The following is a 17,126-nucleotide window of genomic DNA, read 5'->3' on the forward strand; positions in this document are numbered from 1 at the left end:
GGCGGTGTGGGTTGGCAGGACCGTTGGCGCCATGGATGGCGCCATCGAGCCCCCAAGAACGGGTTTACGGCGTGTCCTGCCAACCCACACCGCCCCGCCCAACCCGCAGAAACGCAGAGCCGCTTTGGCTTTGGCTTCTGCCGTAGATTCTGCCCGCCGCAGGCGGACCTCCGCGCGTCAGCGCGGCGCCTCCACATCCAATCCGATCGGACAGCTCACCCCGGTGCCGCCGATACCGCAGTAGCCGTTCGGATTCTTCGCCAGGTACTGCTGGTGATAGTCCTCGGCGTAGTAGTACGCCGGTGCCGGGTACACGATCTCGGTGGTGATCGGCCCGTAGCCGGCTGCGGCCAGCTGCGCCTGGTAGGCCTCGCGGCTGGCCAGCGCGGTGGCGTACTGCGCCTCGTCGGTGGCGTGGATCGCCGAACGGTACTGGGTGCCGGTGTCGTTGCCCTGGCGCATGCCCTGGGTCGGGTCGTGGCTTTCCCAGAACAGCTGCAGCAGCCGCTCCAGGCTCACCACCGCCGGGTCGAACACCACCTGCACCACTTCGGTGTGGCCGGTCAGGCCCGAGCACACCTCTTCATAGGTCGGGTTCGGGGTGATGCCGCCGGCATAGCCCACCGATGTGCTGTACACGCCCGGTTCGGTCCAGAACTTGCGCTCGGCGCCCCAGAAGCAGCCCAGCGCGAAGCGGATCTGCTGCAGGCCGGCGAAACGGTCCTTCAGCGGATGGCTGTTCACGAAGTGCTGGTTGCTGTGCAGCGGCAGCGGTTGGTCACGCCCCGGCAGTGCTTCTTCCGGGCGCGGCAGGCGCTGCTTGAAGGCGCCGATGCCGAGGATGCCCTGGCCAATTCCCAACATGATGCGCTCCTACGCCGGAAGGCCGGCTATGTCGTCTGCATCGGAAATGGGGGCGTCCGGCGCGTGGCCCAAGTCCAGCGCCGCCACGATGTCCTCGGCCTGCGGCCGTGCCGCATCAGGGATGCCCACCCGCAGCACGCCGAACAGTGGCAGCTCGCCCATGCCGCCCAACAACGACTCGCCGAACACGAAGGCCGGGATGCCGGCATCCTCCAGCGCGTGCTTGACCAGGTGGGCGTCGAACAGGTTGTCGGCCTTGTACACGATGTGCATGCGGCAGCTCCGTGGGACAGGGTTCCAGCATACGCCCGGGGGCTGAATAGTGGTGGTGACGGCGCATGACCGTTCTGCCGGCCAGCGGCCGGCACTACCCAATTGCACGGCGATCCACATTCCGCCGGCCAGCGGCCGGCGCTTCCGGGAAGAGGGCCTAGTAGTGCCGGCCGCTGGCCGGCATCCCCACGCCCCACCGGGCAGCCCTGCCCGGTACGCGCTAGACTGTTGGTCTTTCTGCCTTTCTTTTCGCCGACTCATGTCCGAGCACACCCCCGCCAGCCCCGAGACCCCCGCCGACAGCCACGAAAAGCGCGATTTCATCCGCCAGATCGTGCGCGAGGACCTGGCCAGCGGAAAGCACCAGGCGATCAAGACCCGTTTCCCGCCGGAACCGAACGGCTACCTGCACATCGGCCATGCCAAGTCGATCTGCCTGAACTTCGGCATCGCCGGCGAGTTCAGCGGCGTGTGCAACCTGCGCTTCGATGACACCAACCCGGCCAAGGAAGACCCGGAATACGTGGCCGCGATCCAGGACGACGTGCGCTGGCTGGGCTTCAGCTGGAACGAACTGCGCCATGCTTCTGACTACTTCCAGACCTATTACCTGGCCGCCGAAAAGCTGATCGAACAGGGCAAGGCCTATGTCTGCGACCTGTCGGCCGAGGAAGTGCGCGCCTACCGCGGCACCCTGACCGAGCCGGGCCGCCCGTCGCCGTGGCGCGACCGCAGCGTCGAGGAAAACCTCGACCTGTTCCGCCGCATGCGCGCCGGTGAATTCCCGGATGGCGCGCGCACCCTGCGCGCGAAGATCGACATGGCCAGCGGCAACATCAACCTGCGCGATCCGGCGCTGTACCGCATCAAGCACGTCGAGCACCAGAACACCGGCAACGCGTGGCCGATCTACCCGATGTACGACTTCGCGCACGCGCTGGGCGACTCGATCGAGGGCATCACCCACTCGCTGTGCACGCTGGAATTCGAAGACCACCGCCCGCTGTACGACTGGTGCGTGGACAACGTCGATTTCGCCCATGACGACACGCTGACCCAGCCGCTGGTCGACGCCGGCCTGCCGCGCGAAGCCGCCAAGCCGCGCCAGATCGAGTTCTCGCGCCTGAACATCAATTACACGGTGATGAGCAAGCGCAAGCTGATGGCGCTGGTTACCGAGCAGCTGGTGGACGGCTGGGAAGACCCGCGCATGCCGACCCTGCAGGGCCTGCGTCGCCGTGGCTACACCCCGGCCGCGATGCGCCTGTTCGCCGAGCGCGTGGGCATCAGCAAGCAGAATTCGCTGATCGACTTCAGCGTGCTGGAAGGCGCGCTGCGCGAAGACCTGGACAGCGCCGCGCCGCGCCGCATGGCCGTGGTCGACCCGGTCAAGCTGGTGCTGACCAACCTCCCGGAAGGCCACGAAGAACAGCTGACCTTCAGCAACCACCCGAAGGACGAGAGCTTCGGCAGCCGCGAAGTGCCGTTCGCACGCGAAGTGTGGATCGACCGCGAGGACTTCGCCGAAGTGCCGCCGAAGGGCTGGAAGCGCTTGGTCCCGGGTGGCGAAGTGCGCCTGCGCGGTGCCGGCATCATCCGCTGCGATGAAGTGATCAAGGATGCCGACGGCACCATCACCGAGCTGCGTGGCTGGCTGGATCCGGAATCGCGTCCGGGCATGGAAGGCGCCAACCGCAAGGTCAAGGGCACCATCCACTGGGTCAGCGCCGTACATGGCGTGCCGGCCGAGATCCGCCTGTACGACCGCCTGTTCTCGGTGCCGAACCCCGACGACGAATCAGAAGGCAAGACCTATCGTGATTACCTCAATCCGGAATCGCGCCGCACTGTCACCGGCTATGTCGAGCCGGCCGCGGCCAGCGCTGCCCCGGAGCAGTCGTTCCAGTTCGAACGCACCGGCTACTTCGTGGCCGACCGCCGCGACCACACCGAAGCCAAGCCGGTGTTCAACCGCAGCGTGACCCTGCGCGACACCTGGTCGGCCTGAGGACCTGCGCGGGCGCCAGCACGGCGCCCGCATGACCCCGACGATGATCACCGCCCTCTCCGTCCTGTTCTGGTTCATCTCGCAGCATCCGCTGCTGACGTTCTTTTCGGCGATGGTGCTGGCCGGGCTGGTCTCGTGGTGGCGGCGTTTTCCGGGCTACGCCATCGTGGTGTTCCCGCTGGCGATGCTCAACATCTTCCTCGGCCACTTCCTCAACGCCGCCTTCCTCAACGTGGTGGGCGAGCCTGGTGAAGCGGTGATCGTGAAGTCCGAGCGCACAAGTTCGACGATGAACGAGCAGTACATCTGGCGCTACGAAGGGGTGCTGCGCACCGCCGAGGGCCGCGACGTGGAGGTGGTGTTCCACACCAACACCGCCTCGCTGTGGCCGCTGGAGAACGCGATCCGCATCCCGGCGCCCGACCAGCCGTTCGTGGTCAAGTACACGCCGGGTTTCCCGCGCAACTTCGTCATCCTCACCAATGAATCGCCGCACGGCATCGCCCAGGCCCGGGCCAGCGCGCGCGAGCGGGTGGAAGTGGCGGCGCGCAAGCTGCACTTCAGCCCGGGCAATGCCGATTTCCGCGCGGACTATCGCCGCGAGCTGGAAACCTGGCTGCGCGACCACGGCAACGATCCGCAGCAGCAGTCCGACGCGCAGCGATATCGCGCCGAACTTGACGCGCTCGACCGCTAGATCCCCAGGCGTTGCCTGGATGTTCCACCCCATCCATCCACAGGCCTGACATGACCACGACCTCCACCGACCTCCTCCCGCTGCTGCAGCAGGTCCTGCAGGAGGCCGGCATCGCCAGCTACGTCGACGGCGACGCGCTGCTGCTGGACAGCGGCCTGCGCCTGACCCCACATGCGATGGCCGCGCACGCGCGCGACAACGGCGGCTGGCAGACCTCCACCGTCATCGAAAGCCAGCATCCGCAGCTGTTCGCCGATGGCCTGTTCGAGTACCAGCACGCCAACGGTGCCGATGAGCAGGCATCGCTGTTGTCCGGCTTTCAGACCTGGGTGCGGGTGGACCTGGCAACGCTGCAGACCGCGATCGGCGCCGAAGACGCGCAGGGCCTGCCGATGATGGGCCTGACCTATCCAGCCGGTGACGATGGCGAGGAACACGAGCGCACCGTGGTGCTGGGGCCGTTGGCGCACTACCGCGCGCAGGAGGTGGATGCATCCACCTGCAGCGAGGACGACCACGGCTCCTGCCCCTGCTGCCTGTTCACCCGCAGCATGGACGCCTTCGATGAGCTGCTGAAAGCCCGCCAATTCCTCGCCATCCGCCTGTTCGCCTCGCGCGATGCCGACGGCCTGTGCGAAGCCGACTGCCGGGTCAACGGCCACGACTTCGCCGCCGCCCTGCCCCTGCTGCGCGCCTATGCCGCCAGCTGGCCGCAGGCCGGGCTGGAGTTCCGCAAGCAGTACGTGGTGATCCGCACCGGCTCGCCGGGCTGACCCACCGCCACACCCGATACAGGCCGGTGCGGCTACACTGCGCGCCGGTTTCCCAAGCAACCGCACCTTCTTCCATCCCATTACGAGGCACCCCGCGATGCTGTACGCGCAAGTCCACCTGACCCTTCCCGCCTGGATCCACGACCAGATCGACCTGGATCGTCGATATCCGGGCGATGAGGCCAAGGTCGCGCTGGCGATCGAGCTGTCGCGGTTGAACGTCGAGCACGCCAGTGGCGGCCCGTTCGGTGCAGTGGTGTTCGGCCCGGATGACAAGGTCATCGCCGCCGGCGTGAACCGGGTGATGCCGCACGCGACCTCGCTGGCGCACGCCGAGAACATGGCCTACATGCTGGCCCAGCAGCGCCTGCAGACCCCGCGCCTGAACGCGGTGCTGTCGCCGGTCACCCTGGCCACCAGTTCGCAGCCGTGCTGCCAGTGTTACGGCGCCACCGTGTGGGCCGGCATCGACCGCCTGCTGATCGGTGCCAACTCGGCCGACGTCGAAGAGCTGACCCCGTTCGACGAAGGCCCGCTGCCGGCCGACTGGGTGGGTGAACTCAACAAGCGCGGCATCGAAGTGGTGCAGGGCCTGAACCGCGACGCCGCACGCAGCGTGCTGCGCGCCTATGGGGAAAGCGATGGCGCCCGTTACTGAGGCCGGCATCGGCCTGCTGTGCCTGTGCCGGCAGGGCTTCGAGCCCGAGCTGGCCGGCGAACTGCAGTTCCGCGCCGGTGAAGCCGGTTTCGCCGGTTATGCGCGCACCCAGCGCAATGATGGCTACGTGCTGTTCATGTGCGACGAAGCTGCGGCACTGGCGCCGCGCCTGCGCTGGCGCGAACTGATCTTCGCACGGCAGAAGCTGGTGGTGCTGGCCGAGCTGCCGCAGCTGGACCCGGCCGACCGCATCACCCCGATGCTGGAGGTGCTGGCCGATGCGCCGCGCTTCGGCGACCTGTGGGTGGAACATCCCGATTCGGACGCCGGCAAGCCGCTGTCCGGGCTGGCCCGTGCCTTCGGCAATGCGCTGCGCCCGGCGCTGCGCAAGGCCGGCAAGCTCACCGACAAGCCGAGCGACCGCCTGCCGCGCCTGCACGTGGTGTTCGTCGACGGCACCCATGCCTTCGTCTGCGTGGCCGACCCGGCCGACAGCGCACCATGGGCACTGGGCATTCCGCGATTGAAGCTGCTGCCCGAAGCACCTTCGCGTTCGGCGCTGAAGCTGGACGAAGCGCTGCTGACCCTGCTGACGCCGGAAGAGCGCGAGACGCTGGCCAGGCCGGGCATGCGCGCGGCCGACCTGGGTGCCGCACCGGGCGGCTGGACCTGGGTGCTGACCCGCCAGCACATGCACGTGCTGAGCATCGACAACGGCCCACTGCGCCAGCACGTGCTGGACACCGGCCTGGTCGAGCACCTGCGCGCCGATGGCTTCCACTGGCACCCGGAACAGCCGCTGGACTGGATGGTCTGCGACATGGTCGAGCAGCCGCGGCGCGTGGCCGAACGCATGGCCACCTGGTTCCGCGAAGGCTGGTGCAGGCACGCGATCTTCAACCTGAAACTGCCGATGAAGAAGCGCTGGGACGAAACCCGCTTGTGCCTGGACCTGTTCCAGGAGCAGGCCTGCAAGCCGCTGGTGGTACGCGCCAAGCAGCTCTATCACGACCGTGAGGAGATCACGGTACTGGCCTCGCCGCTGCGCTGAGGAACATGCCCGCCGGGCATGGCCCGGCGCTACCGAGGAAGGGAACCATGCGATACCACCCGCTCGCCATGCTGATCACCGTGCTGGCAGCCGCACCGGCCATTGCCCAGCAGCTGCCGCACACCCCTGCACAGAGCCAGCCACTGGGCCCGACCGGCGGCGCGATCCGCCAGCAACCGCTGGATGCCGGCCGGGTCAGCGGCAGCGTCGAGATTGCACGGCCGGCCGGCGAGGCACAGGTGACCGTGCGTTCGCTGGAACCAAGCAGCGTGGTCGGCCAGTACCGCATCCACTTCGCTGCGCTGGATGTGAACAGCGATGGTTTCATCAGCCGCGAGGAAGCGCAGGCCAATCCGGCGCTGGCCGATGAGTTCAATGCGTTGGACGTGAAGCGTCGCGGCAAGCTGGATCGTGCCGACCTGGCTGGTTGGCTGGTTGATTGAAAAAGGGGACGGAGGGGATTAAGTCGTATGTGCACATACGACTTAATCCCCTCCGTCCCCTTTTTTGCATCAGACCCCGGCGGCGCGCTTCCAGAACGCCTGCACCAGCGGCGGCCATTTGCCGACGCAGCCCAGTGCGCGTCCACGGGCCAGGGTCAGGTGCATTTCGTCGTTGGAGAACAGGCGGTTGATCGCATCGAAACTGTAGGCGGCGATGTGGTTGTCGCTGCGCCGTTCGCGTGCCCAGCGCTGCAGGCGCTGCGGCGACAGCCGCGGCTGGCCGCGGCGTTCGGCCGACGGCGCCAGCCACTGCTGCAGGGCGGCGACATCGCGCAGGCCCAGGTTCACGCCCTGCCCGGCCAGCGGATGCACCACATGCGCAGCATCACCCAGCGCCAGCACGCGGCCAGCCACGTAGTGACGGGCCAGCTGGCGACGCAGCGGGAAGGCCGCACGCGGTGACGCCAATCGCAGTTCGCCCAGGCGCGCAGCGAAGGCACGGGTCAGTTCGCGGTTGAAGGCGTCCTCGTCCAGGGCCAGCACGCGAGCCGCTTCATCCTCGGGCAGGGTCCAGACGATCGAACTGCGGCGCTCGGCCACCGGCAGCAGCGCCAGCGGCCCGGTCGGCAGGAAGCGCTGCCAGGCCGTGGCCTGGTTGGGAAGATCGCTGTCCACATAGGCCACCACGCCACGCTGGTGGTAGTCATGCTTTTCAACCTCGATCCCGGCCAGCTGGCGCAGGGTTGACTCGGCACCGTCGGCGGCCACCGCCAGTGCCGCTTCCAGGCGGCGCCCGTCATCCAGCCGCAGGCGCACGCCGTCTTCATCCTGTTCCAGCGCTTCCACCCGTGCCGGGCAGTGCAGCTGCACGCCCGCCGCCGGCAGCGCCGCCCACAGGCGATCCTGCAGCAGGCCGTTCTCGACGATGTAGCCCAGCTCACGACGGCCGAAGCGATCGGCGTCGAACAGCAGATCCTCGCCACCGGCCGCATCCCACACCTGCATGCGCCGGTAAGGCCAGGCGCGGGCCTGCGCGATCGCCGGCCACACACCCAGGCGGCTCAACAGCTGCACGTTGTCAGCGGCGAAGGCGAACACGCGCACGTCCGGCTGTGCGGCCTGCCACGGTGCCGGTTCACGGCCTTCCACCAGCGCTACCGACAGGCCGGCATCGGCCAGCGCCAGCGCACACGCGGCACCGACCACGCCCCCACCGACGATGGCCACATCAAGCCGCGTGCGCCGGCTCATGCGGCTTCTCCACGGCACAGGCGCGGCACTTCACCACGGAAGCCCATCGCACCACCAACCAGCATCGACTGCACCGACGCGCGCTGCGCGGCCACCAGGCCGAGGCTGCGCAGCGGCCGCATCAGCGGTGCCGCGTTGCTGGTCAATCGTGCCAGCCCACCGGAGAACGCCACCGTCTGCCGGCGATCTTCCTCGCGACGCGCGACGTAGGCCTTCAGCAGTGCATCACTGCCGGCATCCTCATGCGCATCCTCCAGCAGTTCGGCCAGAGTCAGCGCATCGCGAAGGCCCAGGTTGAAGCCCTGTGCGCCCAGCGGATGGATGGTCTGCGCGGCATTGCCGAGCAGCACCGTGCGCTCACCGGCCAGCGCGCGCGCCAGCACCTGGATGAGCGGGTAGGCGCTGCGCGGGCCGGACTCGAGCAGGCGGCCGGCACGCCAGCCGATCGCGCTCTGCAGGCGTTGCAGCCAGGCCGCATCGTCCAACGCCATCACCGCATCGGCCTGGTCGCGCGCTACGCCGTGCACGGTTCCGAAGTGGCGGTCACCGCGAGGCAGCAGGGCGGTTGGGCCGGTATCGGTGAACCGCTCCCAGGCGGTGCCGTCCGGCGCACGCTGGCTGCGCACGCGGGCCACGAACAGGGTCTGCTGGAAATCATGACGGTCGACCTCGATGCCCAGCGCGCCACGCACGCCGCTGGTGGTGCCATCGGCCCCGACCACCAGCCGTGCCAGCAGCACGCGCTCGCCGGCCTCGTCAGCCACCCGTACCTGGCGGTAACCATCGACCACCTCACCCAGCCCAAGGAACCGCATCGGCCGGTAACGGCGCAGGCGCGGCAGTTCCTGCAGGCGCGCTTCCAGCGCCTGGCCGAAATCGCGCGCGACCACCACCTGGCCGAACCACGGCCGGTCGTAATTGGCCGCTTCGAGCTGCACACGGCCGAAATCGCCGGCACGACTGACATGGATGCGCCGGATCGGGCCCGGTGCCATCGCCAGCTTCTGCATCACCCCCAGCGCGGTCAGCGCATTGACGGTGGCAGCGGCGAAACTGAGATTGCGCTGGTCGAACACCGCAGGCAGCTCGCCGGCCGGGCTGGCCTCAAGCAGGCCCACGTCGCGGCCCAGGCGGTCCAGGGCGATGGCCAGGCTGGCACCGACCAGGCCACCACCGACAATCAGCACGTCATGTCGTTCACTCATGTGTTCATGATACGCGCTCGCCCCGACTGTACGCCGAACGGGCGGCACCTGCGCCAGCCTGCGCGGCGGGCTAGAATGAAACCTGAATCCGCTCCGGGCCCCCACCATGTCCGATACCGCCAACCGCGCCTTCGTCCTGTCCGTACTCGTACTGCTGCTGGCGGCGACCCGGGTCAATCACTTCGCGGCCATTCCGGATGCCTCCTGGGCCGTGTTCTTCATCGGTGGCTTCTACCTGGCGCGCTGGACGCGCTGGGCGTTCCCGCTGCTGATGGTGTTCGCGGTGCTGGTGGACTGGATCGTAATCCGCAGCAGCGGTCTGGATTTCTGGCAGCACTACTGCGTGTCGCCGGGCTACTGGCTGCTGCTGCCGGCCTACTTCTCTTTGTGGGCCGGCGGCATGCTGCTGGGCCGCAACTACCAGAGCGCGCGCTGGCCGGTACTGGCCAAGGGCGCACTGCTGCTGGTCGCTTCGGTGGCGGTCTGCCACCTGCTGGCACAGGGCGGTTTCTACTGGAGCAGCCGCAACGTGGCCGAGCCGACCCTGGCCGGCTGGGCACAGAACTACGCGCAGTGGTTCGGGCCCTACCTGCGCACCACGGCGATCTATGTGGCGCTGGCCGCCGCCCTGCAGCTGGCCGTGGAGCAGGTGCTGAAGCTCCAGCAGGCCCGCCGCGACATCCGCCACTGAGCCGCGCCATGGGTCATCGCCTCTCGCGCATCTACACCCGCACCGGCGACGACGGCAGTACCGGCCTTGGCGACGGCCAGCGCGTAGCCAAGGATGACGCCCGCGTGGCGTCCTTCGGCACCGTCGACGAGGCCAATGCCGCGCTCGGCCTGCTGTTGGCCGCGCCCCTGCCCGAGGATGTGCGCGCGCTGGTGGTGCATCTGCAGCACCAGTTGTTCGACCTGGGCGCCGAGCTGTGCATTCCCGGCCATGCCGCGATCCACGCCGCCGACGTCTCGGCGCTGGAACAGCAGCTGGACCATTACAACGCCGACCTGCCGATGCTGAAGGAATTCATCCTGCCGGCCGGCGGCGAAGCCGCCGCGCGCTGCCATCTGGCCCGCACCATCGTCCGCCGCGCCGAGCGCGAAACGGTCACCCTGGCCCGCCACGAGGCCGTGCGCAGCGAGGCGCTGCAGTACCTCAACCGGCTGTCGGACCTGCTGTTCGTGCTGGCCCGGGTGCTGGCCCGTGCCGATGGCCACGGCGAAGCGCTGTGGCAGCCACAGCAGCGCCAGCGCTGAGTCGGCACGATGCTGGTCTATACCCACCCGTCCTGCCTGCTGCATGACCCCGGCCCCGGCCATCCGGAGTGCCCGCAGCGCCTGCAGTACGTACTCGACGCACTGCACGCCGCCTTCCCTGATCAGCTGGACTGGCGCGAGGCGCCGCCGGCCAAGTTCGGCGAACTGACCCGGGTCCACGACAGCGCCCTGCTCGACTTCGTGCTGCAGCCGCAGACCGCGCCGCTGCGCCAGCTGGACATGGACACCTGGACCTCGCCCGGCTCGGCCAGCGCCGCCGTGCACGCCGCCGGTGCCGGTGTGGCCGCGGTCGATGCGGTGATGCTGGGCGAGGACCCGCTGGCCTTCTGCGCGGTACGCCCGCCGGGCCACCACGCCACCAGCAGCACGGCGATGGGCTTCTGCCTGCTGAACAACATCGCCATCGCTGCCGCCTATGCCCGCGACCGCCATGGCCTGGAGCGGATCGCGGTGGTCGATTTCGACGTCCACCACGGCAATGGCACCCAGGACATCTTCCAGCACGATGCCCGGGTCTCCTACTACAGCACCCACCAGGCCGGGCTGTTCCCCAATTCCGGCCTGCGCCGCGACCGCGGTGCCGGCAACCTGATGAACATCCTGTTGCCACCGGGCAGCGGCGGCTTCCGCTTCCGCAACGTCTGGGCCGACGAGATGCTGCCAGCCATCGACGACTTCCGTCCGCAGCTGCTGCTGATCTCCGCCGGCTTCGACGCCCACCTGCGCGACCCGCAGGCCGATCTGATGCTGGAGACCGACGATTTCGCCTGGATCACCCGTGAACTGCATGCGCTGGCACGCCGTCACGCCGCCGGCCGGGTGGTCTCGATGCTGGAGGGAGGCTACGACCTGCTGGCCCTGGCCGAGTGCAGCGTGGCCCATGTCCAGGCCCTGATCACACCCTCTGCGGGTGCCTCCGCCGGATGAACCCGAACCGGCAGGCTCCGGCGCCCTTCATTGCCCCTATGCAAGGGATGGGGCAAGCTACCGTCCGTTTTCGCCCGAATCCGAACCGCGTGCGCCGAGCCCTCCGCCTGCTTCCCCTGCCTCTGAGCATCGCCATCAGCCTGCCGGCGATGGCCGATGATAAGCCGCTCAACTGGGGCCTGTGCCCGGCCACCGACGTCATTCCCGCGTTCACCGACGCCCCCACCCCGGTCCCGGCACAGGACAAGGCTGCTGCCGCAGCCGCCCGCGAGAACCAGCCGACCGACATCGAAGGCGACCAGCTGCTGGGCACCACCACGGTGCCGCAGTACGAGGGCAACGTGGCGCTGCGCCGGGGTGACCAGTTCGTCGGTACCGACAAGCTCAGCTTCGACACCGAGACCGGCAACTACATCGCCGACGGCAATGTCCGCTACCAGGACGGGTCGATCCGGATGGTCGCCAAGCGCGCCGAAGGCAACCAGGAAAGCGACACCCACAAGATCTCCGACATCAAGTACCAGCTGGTATCGCGCCGGGGCAACGGTGATGCCGAGTCGGTCGACCTGCAGGGCGCGGTCGGCCAGATGCACCGCTCCACCTACACCACCTGCGACCCGTCGCAGCCGGTATGGAAGCTGTCGGCGCCGCAGATCGAAGTGGACAACGACGAAGGCTTCGGCACGGCCCGCAACGCCGTGCTGCGCATCGGCAAGGTGCCGGTGCTGTGGGCGCCCTACTTCAAGTTCCCGATCGATGACCGTCGCAAGACCGGCCTGCTGTTCCCGCAGCTTGGCATGTCCGGCCGCAACGGTGTCGACTACGCGCAGCCGATCTACTTCAATCTGGCGCCGAACTACGACGATACCCTGACCCCGCGCTACATGAGCCGGCGCGGCCTGCTGCTCGACAATGAGTTCCGCTACCTCTACAACGGCGGCCGTGGCGAGGTGCTGACCAGCTACATGCCCAACGACAAGCTGCGCGACCGCGACCGCGGCCGGGTGATGTTCGACGGCTACCACAACGTGAACAGCCACTGGCAGGCCCGCGCCAACCTGGCCTGGGTGAGCGACGAACGCTATGTCGAGGACTTCGCCAACCGCCTGGTGGGGGTGACCGCCTCCAACCTGCAGAGCACCATCGGCCTGTACGGCACAGGCCAGAACTGGACGGCCGGCATCATGGCCGACCGCTGGCAGCTGACCGACTACACCCTCGACGAGCGCGCCCTGCCCTACAACCGCGAGCCACGCCTGTTCTTCAACTGGAACAAGCCGGTGCTGCCGTGGCTGGAAACCGGCATCTACACCGAAGCGGTGCGTTTCACCCACGACGACGTCAACTTCAAGTACGACGCCAGTGCCGGCACCGACCTGCAGTACACCCGCAACGGGCAGGTGCAGCGCATGTTCGGTGGCTCGCGCCTGGACGTGAAGCCCTACGTGTCGTTCCCGATCAGTGGCGCAGCCTGGTACGTAACCCCGACCCTGGCCTACCGCTACACCGCCTATGACCTGGATCGCGGCCTGGCCGACAGCGTCCGCCGTACCGTGCTCACCTCCCAGGGCATCGATCCGAACACCGCCACGCCCGAGCAGCTGCGCGGCAATACCTCGCCCAGCCGCAGCCTGCCGATCGGCAGCCTCGATGCCGGCCTGTTCTTCGACCGCGAGACCACCATCCGCGGCAAGTCGTTCCTGCACACCCTGGAGCCGCGCCTGTTCTACCTGCGCACGCCCTACCGCAACCAGGACGAGCTGCCGATCTTCGACACCCGTGACTTCACCTTCAGCTGGGGCCAGCTGTTCCGCGACTCGCGCTATACCGGCGCCGACCGCCAGAACGATGCCAACCAGCTGACCCTGGCACTGGGCACCCGCTTCATCGACCAGACCACCGGCAAGGAACGCTTCTCGGCCGCGATCGGCCAGATCCAGTACTTCGACGAATCGCGGGTGAGCACCACGCCGGGCGGCGCGCCGGTGGAGAAGGGCAAGTCGGCGTGGATCGCCGACGGCAACTACATGATCAACGACCGCTGGACCCTGGGCGCCACCTACCAGTGGGACCCGAAGTACAAGCGCGAGGATCTGGCCAGCGTCCGCGCCCGTTATCTGATGCCCAACGATGGCGTGATCAACCTCAGCTACCGCTACCGCATCAATGCCGGCGCCCCGGCGACCGCCAACAAGCATGACCGGACCCTGCTGGAGCAGGCCGACCTGTCGTTCCTGTACCCGCTGAATGCGCGCTGGAGCCTGGTGGGCCGGTATTACTACTCGCTGCAGGACAAGGAACCGCTGGAGATCATCGCCGGCGTGCAGTGGGACAGCTGCTGCCTGGCCGTGCGTGCAGTGGCCCGCCGCTACGTGCGCAACCGCGAAGGCGACATGAACAATTCCATCCAGCTGGAGTTCGTCCTCAAGGGCCTCAGCTCCATCGGCCAGGACACGGACCGTACGCTGCGCCGTGCTATCCTCGGCTACAACCGCGACGACCTCTATCTCGTGCCGCCCAGCAACACCGGGGCGACCCGGGATGACTACGATCCGAATCAGATCCCATGACCAAGCGCTTCCCCGTTCTTCTCGCCTCCCTGCTGGCGGTGTCCAGCGTGTCCGCCCCCCTGCAGGTGCTCGCGCAGGAGGCGCAGCCGTTGGACCGCATCGCCGCCGTCGTCGACGAGGACGTGATCCTGCAGAGCGAGCTCCAGCGTGCGATCGCCAACATCAAGGCGCAGTACGCCGGCCGTGAAAACCAGCTGCCGCCGGAAGACGTGCTCAGCCGCCAGGTGCTCGAGCGCCTGGTGCTGGTCAAGCTGCAGGTGGCCCGCGCCCAGGGCAGCGGCATCCGCGTCAGCGACCAGGAGCTGAACCAGGCGATGAATGCCATCGCCCAGCAGAACGGCTCGAACCTGGATGCACTGCGCCAGCGCCTGGCCCACGACGGCATCGACTTCAACGATTTCCGCGCTTCGGTGCGCGATGAAATCACCGTGCAGCGCCTGCGCCAGAGCTTCGCGCAGAGCCGCATCAGCGTCAGCGAGGGCGAAGTCGACGCCGCCCTGAAGCAGCAGGCCACGGTTGGCAACCAGTACCACCTGGCGCACATCCTGATCGCCCTGCCCGACGGCTCCAACGCCGACCAGATCGCCACCGGCCAGAAGAAGGCCGAAGGCGTGAAGGCCCTGCTGGACAAGGGTGAGCTGGACTTCAACGCCGCCGCCGTGCGTTATTCGGACAGCCCCAACGCGCTGGAAGGCGGCGACCTAGGCTGGCGCAGCCTGGACGAAATCCCGCAGGCCTTCGCGCAGATGATGGAAAAGATGAAACCCGGCGAAGTGGTCGGCCCGATCCGCGGCCCCAGCGGCTTCCAGCTGCTGAAGCTGGTGGAAGTGCGTGATGCCAGCGCCGCCAGCGGTGGCGAGCACACGGTCACCGAGTACCACGGCCGCCACATCCTGGTGCGCGTGGACGATCACCAGACCGACGCTGCCGCCAAGGCCAAGATCGATACCCTGCGTGCCCGCATCGCCGGTGGCGCGGACTTCGAGACCGTGGCCAAGGAGTCCTCCGAGGACAACAACAGCAAGGGCCAGGGCGGCGATCTGGGCTGGTTCCCGGCCGACGCGTTCGGTCCGGCGTTCGGCCAGCAGGTGTCCGGCATCCAGGATGGCGGCGTCAGCCAGCCGTTCCGCACCGATGCCGGCTGGCACATCGTGCAGCGCGTGGGCACCCGCCAGACCGACGTGACCACTGACAACCAGCGTGCCCAGGTCCGCGAGACCATCGGCCGCCGCAAGCTGGAAGACGAGTACAACCGCTTCCTGCAGGAACTGCGTGGCGAAGCCTACGTCAGCTTCCGCAGCGGCGACCGCGCGGAAAACACCGCCACGCCGCCGCAGTCCTGACCGATGCGCCCCGAGCTCGCTCTGGTACCGGGCGAGCCCGCCGGGATCGGCCCGGAGCTGTGTGTCCGCCTCGTCCAGCAGCCGCGTGAAGATTGCCGGCTGCTGGCCTTCGCCGACCCGGATACCCTGCGCGCGGCCGCGGCCGCGCTGAACCTGCCCCTGCAGCTGTTGCCCGAGGACGCCGAAGCACGCGTCCCCGGCGATCTGCGTGTGCGTGTGGTGGCCAATACCGTGCCCAGCCACTTCGGCCAGGCCAATCCGGCCAACGCCGGCGCCGTCATCGGCGCCCTGCTCGGTGCCGGCCAGGCGTGCCTGTCCGGCGAACTGCACGGCGTAGTCACCGGCCCGGTGCACAAGGCGGTCATCAACGAAGGCGGCATCGCCTACAGCGGCACCACCGAACTGCTGGCCGACCAGGCCGGGGTGAAGGTGGTGATGATGCTGGCCAACCACATCGTGCGCGTGGCCCTGGCCACCACCCACCTGCCACTGCGCGAGGTGGCCGACGCGATCACCGCGCCCGGCCTGGAACACACCCTGCGCACCGTGCACGCTGCGCTGCGCCGCGAATTCGGCCTGCCCGCGCCACGCATCGCCGTGCTCGGCCTGAACCCGCATGCCGGTGAAGACGGTCATCTGGGCCGCGAGGAACTGGACCTGGTCATCCCGCTGCTGCAGCGCCTGCGCGCGGAGGGCATGGACCTGATCGGGCCGCTGCCGGCCGATACCGCCTTCCTGCCGGCCAAGCTGGCAGGCTTCGACACCGTGCTGGCGATGTACCACGACCAGGGCCTGCCGGTGCTGAAGTATTCGGGCTTCGAGCAGGCGGTGAACCTGACCCTGGGCCTGCCCTACCCGCGCGTGGCGGTGGACCATGGCACCGCGCTGGACCTTGCCGGCCGCGGCATTGCCGATCCTTCCAGCCTCCAGGCGGCAACGACGTTGTGTGCGCAGCTTGCGCGGCAACGTACACTGAGCGCATGAATTCCCCGCATTCCCCCTCCGGCCCGGTGTTCACCGCCCCGGCCAAGAAGCAGCTTGGCCAGCATTTCCTGGCCGACCGCCACTACATCGACAAGATCGTGATGGCGGTCAACCCGAAAGACGGTGACCGCCTGGTCGAGATCGGCCCCGGCCAGGGCGCGATCACCCTGCCGCTGCTCCGCGTGCATCCGAAACTGACGGTGATCGAGTTCGACCGCGACCTGATCGCGCCACTGACCGCCGCCGCCGAGCCGCTGGGCGAGCTGACCATCGTCCACCGCGACGTGCTGCGCGTGGACTTCACCGAGCTGGCTGCCGGCCAGTCGATCCGCCTGGTCGGCAACCTGCCCTACAACATCTCCTCGCCGATCCTGTTCCATGCACTGGAACATGCGGCGGTGATCCGCGACATGCACTTCATGCTGCAGAAGGAAGTGGTCGACCGCATGGCCGCCGGCCCCGGCAGCAAGGTGTACGGCCGGCTCAGCGTGATGCTGCAGGCCTACTGCCAGGTGACCTCGCTGTTCGTGGTGCCGCCGGGCGCGTTCCGGCCGCCGCCGAAGGTCGATTCGGCCGTGGTGCGGCTGGTGCCGCGTGACCCGGCCACGATCAACATCCACGACCACGAGCGTTTCGCCGAGGTGGTCAAGGCCGCCTTCGGGCAGCGCCGCAAGACCCTGCGCAACGCCCTGAACAACGTGGTGTCCGCCGAACAGTTCGTTGCCGCCGGCGTGCGTCCCGATGCCCGCGCCGAACAGCTGGACGTGGCCGAATTCATCGCTTTGGCCAATGCCTCCTGATTAC

17 protein-coding genes are annotated in these 17,126 nt (G+C 68.2%); 13 read left to right on the top strand and 4 right to left on the bottom strand.

Annotated elements, in window-relative coordinates; genetic code table 11:
* Positions 1–177: 177 nt before the first annotated feature.
* Together msrA and R1L06_RS15200 are read right to left on the bottom strand one after the other, a co-directional pair.
* Positions 178–843 (bottom strand): peptide-methionine (S)-S-oxide reductase MsrA, encoded by a 666-nt coding sequence (msrA, locus tag R1L06_RS15195; protein ID WP_188348077.1) that lies wholly within the window; start codon positions 841–843, stop codon positions 178–180.
* Between the two features lie 30 nt (positions 844–873).
* The gene (locus R1L06_RS15200; protein ID WP_010481810.1) at positions 874–1,137 is read right to left on the bottom strand and encodes a putative signal transducing protein; all 264 of its coding nucleotides are present in this window, start codon (positions 1,135–1,137) and stop codon (positions 874–876) included.
* Between the two features lie 259 nt (positions 1,138–1,396).
* Between R1L06_RS15200 and R1L06_RS15205 the strand changes: the two genes are divergently transcribed.
* From R1L06_RS15205 to R1L06_RS15230, 6 genes are all read left to right on the top strand, one after another.
* Positions 1,397–3,145 carry a glutamine--tRNA ligase/YqeY domain fusion protein gene (locus R1L06_RS15205; protein ID WP_049398150.1) on the top strand — a complete coding sequence of 583 codons (1,749 nt, stop codon included), beginning with the start codon at positions 1,397–1,399 and terminating at the stop codon, positions 3,143–3,145.
* Positions 3,146–3,188: 43 nt separating this feature from the next.
* The gene (locus tag R1L06_RS15210; protein ID WP_032129916.1) at positions 3,189–3,842 is read left to right on the top strand and encodes a membrane protein; all 654 of its coding nucleotides are present in this window, start codon (positions 3,189–3,191) and stop codon (positions 3,840–3,842) included.
* A gap of 50 nt (positions 3,843–3,892) precedes the next feature.
* Positions 3,893–4,615: a DUF6348 family protein gene (locus R1L06_RS15215; RefSeq protein WP_317218125.1), complete on the top strand. Its 723-nt coding sequence runs from the start codon at positions 3,893–3,895 to the stop codon at positions 4,613–4,615.
* 97 nt (positions 4,616–4,712) lie between these two features.
* Complete coding sequence (locus R1L06_RS15220) at positions 4,713–5,273, top strand: nucleoside deaminase (protein ID WP_004154307.1); 561 nt, start codon at positions 4,713–4,715, stop codon at positions 5,271–5,273.
* Positions 5,257–6,324, top strand: a complete 1,068-nt coding sequence (rlmM, locus tag R1L06_RS15225; protein ID WP_317218126.1) for a 23S rRNA (cytidine(2498)-2'-O)-methyltransferase RlmM — start codon at positions 5,257–5,259, stop codon at positions 6,322–6,324. Before R1L06_RS15220 ends, rlmM begins: the two co-directional genes overlap by 17 nt.
* A 47-nt stretch (positions 6,325–6,371) precedes the next feature.
* Positions 6,372–6,767 (top strand): EF-hand domain-containing protein, encoded by a 396-nt coding sequence (locus tag R1L06_RS15230; protein WP_100437916.1) that lies wholly within the window; start codon positions 6,372–6,374, stop codon positions 6,765–6,767.
* A gap of 69 nt (positions 6,768–6,836) precedes the next feature.
* Here the strand turns inward: R1L06_RS15230 and R1L06_RS15235 are convergent, their stop codons facing one another.
* The gene (locus R1L06_RS15235; protein WP_317218127.1) at positions 6,837–8,018 is read right to left on the bottom strand and encodes a UbiH/UbiF family hydroxylase; all 1,182 of its coding nucleotides are present in this window, start codon (positions 8,016–8,018) and stop codon (positions 6,837–6,839) included.
* The gene (gene ubiH / locus R1L06_RS15240; RefSeq protein ID WP_317218128.1) at positions 8,015–9,223 is read right to left on the bottom strand and encodes a 2-octaprenyl-6-methoxyphenyl hydroxylase; all 1,209 of its coding nucleotides are present in this window, start codon (positions 9,221–9,223) and stop codon (positions 8,015–8,017) included. Before ubiH ends, R1L06_RS15235 begins: the two co-directional genes overlap by 4 nt.
* A gap of 106 nt (positions 9,224–9,329) precedes the next feature.
* Between ubiH and R1L06_RS15245 the strand changes: the two genes are divergently transcribed.
* The 7 genes from R1L06_RS15245 (at position 9,330) to rsmA (ending at position 17,122) form a co-directional block, all read left to right on the top strand.
* Positions 9,330–9,914 (top strand): hypothetical protein, encoded by a 585-nt coding sequence (locus R1L06_RS15245; RefSeq protein ID WP_019338105.1) that lies wholly within the window; start codon positions 9,330–9,332, stop codon positions 9,912–9,914.
* A gap of 8 nt (positions 9,915–9,922) precedes the next feature.
* Positions 9,923–10,477, top strand: a complete 555-nt coding sequence (locus tag R1L06_RS15250) for a cob(I)yrinic acid a,c-diamide adenosyltransferase (RefSeq protein WP_049398143.1) — start codon at positions 9,923–9,925, stop codon at positions 10,475–10,477.
* Between the two features lie 9 nt (positions 10,478–10,486).
* Positions 10,487–11,425, top strand: a complete 939-nt coding sequence (locus tag R1L06_RS15255) for a histone deacetylase family protein (RefSeq protein WP_317218129.1) — start codon at positions 10,487–10,489, stop codon at positions 11,423–11,425.
* Between the two features lie 89 nt (positions 11,426–11,514).
* Entirely contained in the window at positions 11,515–13,995 is a 2,481-nt protein-coding gene (gene lptD / locus R1L06_RS15260) for an LPS-assembly protein LptD (RefSeq protein ID WP_125895688.1), read from the top strand.
* Complete coding sequence (locus tag R1L06_RS15265) at positions 13,992–15,338, top strand: peptidylprolyl isomerase (RefSeq protein ID WP_032129906.1); 1,347 nt, start codon at positions 13,992–13,994, stop codon at positions 15,336–15,338. Before lptD ends, R1L06_RS15265 begins: the two co-directional genes overlap by 4 nt.
* A gap of 3 nt (positions 15,339–15,341) precedes the next feature.
* Positions 15,342–16,322: a 4-hydroxythreonine-4-phosphate dehydrogenase PdxA gene (gene pdxA / locus R1L06_RS15270; protein ID WP_049398141.1), complete on the top strand. Its 981-nt coding sequence runs from the start codon at positions 15,342–15,344 to the stop codon at positions 16,320–16,322.
* Complete coding sequence (gene rsmA / locus R1L06_RS15275) at positions 16,319–17,122, top strand: 16S rRNA (adenine(1518)-N(6)/adenine(1519)-N(6))-dimethyltransferase RsmA (RefSeq protein WP_317218130.1); 804 nt, start codon at positions 16,319–16,321, stop codon at positions 17,120–17,122. The genes pdxA and rsmA overlap by 4 nt, the downstream gene beginning before the upstream one ends.
* Positions 17,123–17,126: the final 4 nt, after the last annotated feature.

Source organism: Stenotrophomonas mexicanensis, assembly GCF_032911605.1.
In the GTDB taxonomy this organism is placed as follows: Bacteria; Pseudomonadota; Gammaproteobacteria; order Xanthomonadales; family Xanthomonadaceae; genus Stenotrophomonas; species Stenotrophomonas maltophilia_A.

Coding starts and splice junctions, on each gene's coding strand:
- R1L06_RS15200 (WP_010481810.1), bottom strand. CDS start 1,137: ATGCACATCGTGTACAAGGCCGACAACCTGTTCGACGCCCACCTGGTC.
- R1L06_RS15205 (WP_049398150.1), top strand. CDS start 1,397: ATGTCCGAGCACACCCCCGCCAGCCCCGAGACCCCCGCCGACAGCCAC.
- R1L06_RS15210 (WP_032129916.1), top strand. CDS start 3,189: ATGATCACCGCCCTCTCCGTCCTGTTCTGGTTCATCTCGCAGCATCCG.
- R1L06_RS15215 (WP_317218125.1), top strand. CDS start 3,893: ATGACCACGACCTCCACCGACCTCCTCCCGCTGCTGCAGCAGGTCCTG.
- R1L06_RS15220 (WP_004154307.1), top strand. CDS start 4,713: ATGCTGTACGCGCAAGTCCACCTGACCCTTCCCGCCTGGATCCACGAC.
- rlmM (WP_317218126.1), top strand. CDS start 5,257: ATGGCGCCCGTTACTGAGGCCGGCATCGGCCTGCTGTGCCTGTGCCGG.
- R1L06_RS15230 (WP_100437916.1), top strand. CDS start 6,372: ATGCGATACCACCCGCTCGCCATGCTGATCACCGTGCTGGCAGCCGCA.
- R1L06_RS15235 (WP_317218127.1), bottom strand. CDS start 8,018: ATGAGCCGGCGCACGCGGCTTGATGTGGCCATCGTCGGTGGGGGCGTG.
- ubiH (WP_317218128.1), bottom strand. CDS start 9,223: ATGAGTGAACGACATGACGTGCTGATTGTCGGTGGTGGCCTGGTCGGT.
- R1L06_RS15245 (WP_019338105.1), top strand. CDS start 9,330: ATGTCCGATACCGCCAACCGCGCCTTCGTCCTGTCCGTACTCGTACTG.
- R1L06_RS15250 (WP_049398143.1), top strand. CDS start 9,923: ATGGGTCATCGCCTCTCGCGCATCTACACCCGCACCGGCGACGACGGC.
- R1L06_RS15255 (WP_317218129.1), top strand. CDS start 10,487: ATGCTGGTCTATACCCACCCGTCCTGCCTGCTGCATGACCCCGGCCCC.
- R1L06_RS15265 (WP_032129906.1), top strand. CDS start 13,992: ATGACCAAGCGCTTCCCCGTTCTTCTCGCCTCCCTGCTGGCGGTGTCC.
- pdxA (WP_049398141.1), top strand. CDS start 15,342: ATGCGCCCCGAGCTCGCTCTGGTACCGGGCGAGCCCGCCGGGATCGGC.
- rsmA (WP_317218130.1), top strand. CDS start 16,319: ATGAATTCCCCGCATTCCCCCTCCGGCCCGGTGTTCACCGCCCCGGCC.